Genomic DNA, 6,331 nt, shown 5'->3' on the forward strand with positions numbered 1-6,331 from the left:
AACGGTGCCATGGACCATCTCAATGGCGCGACGCAACAAAACGCTTCCGCCGCAGAACAACTGTCTGCGACATCCGAAGAGTTGTCTGCTCAGGCGACCGAGCTGCAGCATCTGATGGCCTATTTCCGAATTAAGGACGAATCTGAGCAACGTGCTCCGGCGCATGGCGGATCCAATCAGGCTGCACGGAGCGTCAGCAGCCGTATCAGCACCTCGGCCAAGCCGAGCACCGCGCCCCATCGTCAGACGACAGCCATGGCGCAGCCGGGCTTTCATTCGGACGTTGACGAATCGCATTTCGCCCATTTTTGATCAACGCACATTGATCGACCAGAACGCCAGGAGTCCACGACCATGAACGCCCTCATGTCCCGCATGTTGCTGTGGCAAAAATTTACCTTGCTCGCGATCCTAGGCTTGATCATGTGCGCAGTGCCCACCATTGTTTACCTGCGCACCACGCAGGCAACGATCAACAGCACCAGAGTCGAAAGAGCGGGGGCCGATGTCATCAGGGTCATCCTGCCTCTGACTGATGCGATCAATCACGCACGTGTGGTGCCGGAGACAAGCCCGGATCACAACGCCACCTGGACGGCCATGGGCGCCCAGGTTGATGCGGTGGATGCCTCGCTGAAGTCCCACCACGCGGAGTTGGATCTCACGCCGGACTTTGAAGGCGTCAAGATGAGCTACGTGGCTTTGTTGGCAGAGCTCAAGAAGGAGGGCCATACCTCCGATCAGGCTGAGAACGAATTGGTGGAAAGCGTCAAAGGCCTGACTACTGCGGCTTTGGATAAAAGCGGCTTGACGCTGGACCCCGATGCCGATTCCTATGCTGTCATGAGTCTCACCACGGACATCATGCTCCAGGTCGCCGACTACTTCAGTCGCGTTCAGCAAAGCAACGACATGCTGCTGACGACCAACCGAGGGGATACGCACCTGACCAAGAAGGCCTATGCAGACAGCTATTTCGCTCTGGTTCACACAGGCGAGATTCAAGATCTGGCCGCCAAGGCCGTGTGGGCCAACCCCGGCTTGAAGGCTGACGTGAACGTCGAGGGCCTGGAGTCGCGGTTCAAGTCAACTTTGAGCCTGGCCGAGAAAGTGCTGGGCAGCGACAAGCCGGAACTGGCCGAACAGAAGCAGTTGTCTGTGCAACTGGCCAAAGACCGAGATGCCCTGCAAGCTGCCCGAGATCCAGGGGTGGCGGTGCTGGCGCGTTTGCTCAAGGAGCGTGAAGACCGATTGATCCACGCACGTCTGGTTCTGAGCGGCGTGCTGGCGTTGGTCATGCTGGTGGCCGTTGGTTTGGGGACGGCGGTCGTGCGGGCGGTGACCAAGCCCATCCAGCGTGCCATTGATGCGGCCAATGCCGTCAAAAATGGCCAGCTTGACGGCGTCATCGACATAAATGGGCGTGATGAAGCCGCACAACTGCTGACTGCCATCAAGGCCATGCAACTTGGCTTGCGTGATCGCAATGAGCGCGACGCCGTCTTGCTCGCTGAGAGCACGCGAATTCGCCAGGCCCTCGATGTGGCGGCCACCAATGTGGTGGTGGCCGACGCAGATTACAAAATCGTCTACGCCAATGAAGCCATGCAAAGCATGGTCAGGGCTGCGCAGGCAGATTTCCGCGCTGATCTGCCCAAGCTGGATGCCCAGTGCATTGTGGGCGCCAACATGGATGCCTTCAGCAAGGATCCAGTTCAGCAAAGAACCATGCTTGAACGTCTGGCGGGTACTCAAACCACTCGGCTGGACATTGGCGCTCGTCGGTTTGACGTCACCGCTAACCCGATTCGCAGCCAGGATGGCGAACGACTGGGAACGGTTGTGGAATGGCGTGATTTGACCGAGTTCCTCGCGGCGCAAGAGCGTGAGCAAAAACAGGCGGCCGAGAATGCCCGCGTCAAACGGGCACTGGATTGCTGTTCTACCAACGTGATGATCGCGGATGCCGATGGCAAGATCATCTACACGAACGACTCGGTCATGAGCATGCTCAGCCGCAACGAGAGCGAATTGCGCAAGAGCTTGCCTCAGTTCGCTGCCAATCGCGTGCTCGGCAGCAATTTCGACAGCTTCCACAAGAACCCTGGGCATCAGCGCAATTTGCTGGGCATGCTCAAGGGCGAGCACAAGACGCAGATCAAGGTGAGTGAACTGCACTTTGCACTGACGGCCAACCCGATCAATGACGACAAGGGCGTTCGCCTGGGGACCGTTGTGGAATGGCGAGACCGCACTGCTGAAGTGTTGGCGGAAAAGGAAGTGACCGACCTGGTCGATGGCGCAACGCAAGGCGATTTCTCTCGCCGCATGGTGCTGGAAGGCAAGGAGCCCTTCTTCCGCTTGATGGGTGAAAAGTTCAACGATCTGATCGATACCGTCAGCAAGACCATTGTGGAGGTGCGCGTGTCGGCGGAGCAACTGACATCGGCGGCCAACCAGGTTTCCGAGACGTCTCAATCGCTGTCGCAGTCTGCGGCATCACAAGCGGCCAGTGTGGAGCAAACGAGTGCCTCTTTGCAGCAAATGGCCCAGTCCGTCAAGCAAAACGCAGAGAGCGCGTTGGTGACCGACGGCATGGCCACGAAGGCCGCCAAGGAGGCCATGGACGGCGGTGATGCCGTGACGCGTACCGTGGACGCCATGCAGGAGATCGCCAAGAAGATATCCATCATTGACGACATCGCCTACCAGACCAACCTGCTGGCACTCAATGCGGCGATTGAAGCGGCCCGTGCCGGTGAGCATGGCCGAGGTTTTGCCGTGGTGGCGGCCGAAGTGCGCAAGCTGGCCGAACGCAGCCAGGTGGCCGCTCAGGAGATCGGGCGACTGGCCGGTTCCAGCGTGAACCTGGCCGAAAAGGCCGGCGATCTGCTCAAGCAGATGGTGCCTTCGATCAACAAGACGAGCGAGCTGGTTCAGGAGATCGCGGCGGCTTCGGGCGAGCAGTCGGATGGCGTGGCGCAGATCACTGGTGCCATGGACCATCTCAATGGCGCCACTCAGCAAAATGCATCGGCAGCAGAAGAGTTGTCTGCCACGTCGGAAGAGCTTTCCGCACAAGCCACGCAGCTTCAGGGCTTGATGGCTTACTTCAAGCTCAAGGACGACGGCGGAGCAAAACGGTCATCGCGTGAAGCGCAGGATTCTGCGTTCGCCGGATCTCGCCCAACGAACGCCGCTTGCCCTGCATCGGGCCATGCGCGTGTCGGTAGGTCCACACCCAATCTGGCCACAAAGCACGCCAGCGTGGATGCGGTTGATGAATCTCACTTTGCACACTTCTGATCATGGACATGACCCTGCCTGCCGTGCTGGATTCGGCGTCACCATCCAGTGACATGGAGTTGATCTCAGCCAAGCAATACCTGTGTCTGGCGGTCGGCAAGGAGACTTATGCCGTCGGTATCGACATGGTGCGCGAGATCCTGGAAGTCGGGCGCATGACGCCCCTGCCCCTGACGCCCGACTTTGTGCGTGGCGTCATGAACCTGCGGGGTGCCGTGGTGCCGGTGATTGACCTCAAGGCCCGCTTTGGGGCCGATCCAGCCGTGATTGGCCGGCGCAGCAGCGTCGTCATCGTGGAGACGGATCACAAGGATCAGGACGGCCCGCTGGTGGTGGGTGTGCTGGTTGATGGGGTCTCCGAGGTACTGGAGATTGCGGATCAGGACATCGAGCCCGTCCCTGCGCTGGGTACGCGCATCCCGCGCGAGTTCCTGCAAGGTATGGCCAAGGCCAAGGGCACCTTGTTGTCCATCCTGGACGCAGATCGGATCCTGGCTCGTGAAAGCATGGCGTCTTTGATTGCTGGCCACGTGGCGCATTGATGGACTGCCCTGCGCATACAAAGGTGATGTGGCATGCAACTGTCTGAACGTTCCTTCAATGTGGTGGCCGATGTGTTTCATCGGGTCTCCGGCATTCGCCTGGTGCCTGCCAAGCGGCAACTGGTTATCGGTCGTTTGCAGAAGTTGGCGACCGAGAAAGGCCTCAGTAGCCTGGACGAGTATGTAGACAAGGTCATCAAGGCGGGCGACGAGCGCGAGCTGGTTCGCGTGGTTGACCGCCTGACCACCAACGAGACCTATTTTTTCCGCGAGCCCGCCCATTTCGAATTTCTGGCGGACATGGTGGCCAGACGGCGACCAGGGCAGGAGTTCAGGGTCTGGAGCGCGGCTAGCTCCTCTGGCGAAGAGGCGTACAGCATCGCCATGTTGCTGGCTGACAAGATTGGATTGAGCGGCTGGAAGATCGTTGGAACGGATCTGTCCACAGCCATGGTGGATGCGGCGCGCAAGGCGCTGTACCCCATGGAGAGGGCTCGCAATACCAGCCCGCAGTACCTCAAGCGCTTTTGCATGAGAGGCTCTGGTCCGTATGAGGGACAGTTGCTGGTGAGCAAGGAGCTGCGTGCCAACGTGAGCTTCGAACAAGCCAATCTGATGCAGCCTCTACCTGACATCGGCAAGTTCGACGTGGTCTTCCTGCGCAATGTGCTGATCTACTTTGATGCGGATGCCAAGCTCGATATCGTCCGTCGGGTCAGTCCCTTGATCAAACCGGGAGGCTATCTCTTCACCGGGCACTCCGAGTCCCTCAGCAACTTGCCGACAGGGCTGACCAGCGTGAAGCCCGCCGTCTATGCTCGAACTTGACAGCAAGGGCCCCGCCCGACTCAAGCACCACAGCGGCGAGAAAGTCTTCTTGCTGCCGGGGCAGTGGTACTTCGGGCGAACCGGGGCCACGGTCAAGACGTTGCTTGGCTCGTGCATCGCCATCACCTTGTGGCACCCACATCGCCGCATGGGCGGCATGTGCCACTTTCTCTTGCCCAAGCGGCCGCGTTTGCCTGACGGTTCTCTGGATGGCCGTTTTGGTGAAGAGGCGGTCGAGTTGCTCGCCCGTGAGATCAAGAAAACGGGCACGAAAACCCAGGATTACGAAGTACACCTATACGGCGGAGCTGACACCATGCCAGATCAGGCCAAGGTGAAGTTCAACATCGGTGAACGCAATGTGGAAAAAGCCTGGGAGATCATCGACCAGTATGGCTTTCAGCTCCAGTGTGTTGACGTCGGTGGCAACGAACCGCGCAATGTGACGATTGATCTGACCAATGGCCAGGTGGTATTGAAGCGCGGCAATCCCCATACAGCCAGGAAAGGGTGATCTCATGAGCGAGATCAAGGTCATGATCGTTGACGACTCTGCCATCGTGCGCAAGCACCTGGCCGATCTGTTGACCAAGGCCGGCATACAGGTGATCGGCGCGGCATCCGATCCGCTTTTTGCCTTGCCACGCATGAAGACAAACTGGCCAGATGTGCTGGTGCTGGATGTCGAGATGCCGCGCATGGATGGCATCACCTTCCTTAAGCAGGTGATGGCTGAGCGGCCCACACCGGTGGTGATGTGTTCGACCCTGACGGAAAAGGGCGGGCAGACGACCATGCAGGCGCTGGCCGCTGGTGCCGTGGGTTTCGTGACCAAACCCAAGCTGGGCCTGAGAGATTTCCTGGAGGACGACAGCAACGGCATCGTGAATGCCGTGCGGGCAGCGGCCAAGGCCAATATGTCGGCCTTGCGCCGCGCCACGCCCGCACCTGTCAAGCCGGGGGCGACGCGTGTTGCCGTCGCGCCATCACCTCAGGACGCCATGGCGGAGACCACGGACCGCGTCATCGCCATTGCCATCTCTACGGGGGGCGTGCAGACCATTGAAGCCGTGCTGACGCGCTTGCCTCGTACGGTGCCGGGCATGGTGATCGTGCAGCACATGCCGCCCAATTTCACAGCCAGCCTGGCAGCCCGTTTGAACGGCCTGTGTGAGCTTGAAGTGATGGAAGCCAAGGATGGCGATCGTGTGATCAACGGCCGTGTGCTGTTTGCACCTGGTGGGCGGCACATGCGTCTCAAACGCAGCGGTGCGCAGTATGTGGTGGAAGTGTTTGATGGGCCTTTGGTGAATCACCATCGGCCCAACGCCGACGTGCTCCTGAAGTCGGTGGCCCAGTGCGCAGGCCGCAATGCCATTGGCGTTGTGATGACGGGCATGGGTGATGACGGCGCGCGTGGCTTGAAGGAAATGTTCAACGCCGGAGGCAAGACGGCGGCACAGGATGAAGCCAGTTGCGTGGTGTTCGGGATGCCTCGCGAGGCCATCAAGCACGGCGGGGCTCAACAAGTGGTCAGCCTGGAAGACATGCCAGCGTGGCTAATGGCCGCCGCGCGATCAGCCGTGGTCAGCGCCTGACCAGGACGTGAAACAAGGATTGAGGTAGCAGCATGGACAAGGGCTTTCTCCGGTGGG

General features: G+C 59.7%; 5 protein-coding genes and 1 pseudogene. All 6 read left to right on the forward strand.

Annotation, left to right across the window (positions count from 1 at the left end; all coding sequences use genetic code 11):
* Positions 1-312 (forward strand): annotated as a pseudogene (locus tag EPO09_RS00675) (hypothetical protein); the annotation flags it as partial.
* 42 nt (positions 313-354) lie between these two features.
* Positions 355-3,306, forward strand: a complete 2,952-nt coding sequence (locus EPO09_RS22305; protein WP_367200031.1) for a methyl-accepting chemotaxis protein — start codon at positions 355-357, stop codon at positions 3,304-3,306.
* A 2-nt stretch (positions 3,307-3,308) separates the two neighbouring features.
* The gene (locus EPO09_RS00690; RefSeq protein ID WP_290639181.1) at positions 3,309-3,848 is read left to right on the forward strand and encodes a chemotaxis protein CheW; all 540 of its coding nucleotides are present in this window, start codon (positions 3,309-3,311) and stop codon (positions 3,846-3,848) included.
* A 33-nt stretch (positions 3,849-3,881) separates the two neighbouring features.
* A complete protein-coding gene (locus EPO09_RS00695; RefSeq protein WP_290639183.1) occupies positions 3,882-4,676 on the forward strand; it encodes a CheR family methyltransferase in 795 nt (264 codons plus the stop codon).
* Positions 4,663-5,190 (forward strand): chemotaxis protein CheD, encoded by a 528-nt coding sequence (locus EPO09_RS00700; RefSeq protein ID WP_290639185.1) that lies wholly within the window; start codon positions 4,663-4,665, stop codon positions 5,188-5,190. Before EPO09_RS00695 ends, EPO09_RS00700 begins: the two co-directional genes overlap by 14 nt.
* Positions 5,191-5,194: 4 nt before the next feature.
* Positions 5,195-6,274, forward strand: coding sequence for a chemotaxis response regulator protein-glutamate methylesterase (locus tag EPO09_RS00705; RefSeq protein ID WP_290639187.1), 1,080 nt, complete (start codon positions 5,195-5,197; stop codon positions 6,272-6,274).
* The last annotated feature ends 57 nt before the right edge of the window (positions 6,275-6,331 follow it).

Source organism: Aquabacterium sp. (assembly GCF_004297345.1).
Lineage (GTDB): Bacteria > Pseudomonadota > Gammaproteobacteria > Burkholderiales > Burkholderiaceae_C > Aquabacterium.

Excerpts from the sequence above, each read along its gene's own strand:
- EPO09_RS00690 (WP_290639181.1), top strand. The coding sequence starts at position 3,309 with ATGGACATGACCCTGCCTGCCGTGCTGGATTCGGCGTCACCATCCAGT.
- EPO09_RS00695 (WP_290639183.1), top strand. The coding sequence starts at position 3,882 with ATGCAACTGTCTGAACGTTCCTTCAATGTGGTGGCCGATGTGTTTCAT.
- EPO09_RS00700 (WP_290639185.1), top strand. The coding sequence starts at position 4,663 with ATGCTCGAACTTGACAGCAAGGGCCCCGCCCGACTCAAGCACCACAGC.
- EPO09_RS00705 (WP_290639187.1), top strand. The coding sequence starts at position 5,195 with ATGAGCGAGATCAAGGTCATGATCGTTGACGACTCTGCCATCGTGCGC.
- EPO09_RS22305 (WP_367200031.1), top strand. The coding sequence starts at position 355 with ATGAACGCCCTCATGTCCCGCATGTTGCTGTGGCAAAAATTTACCTTG.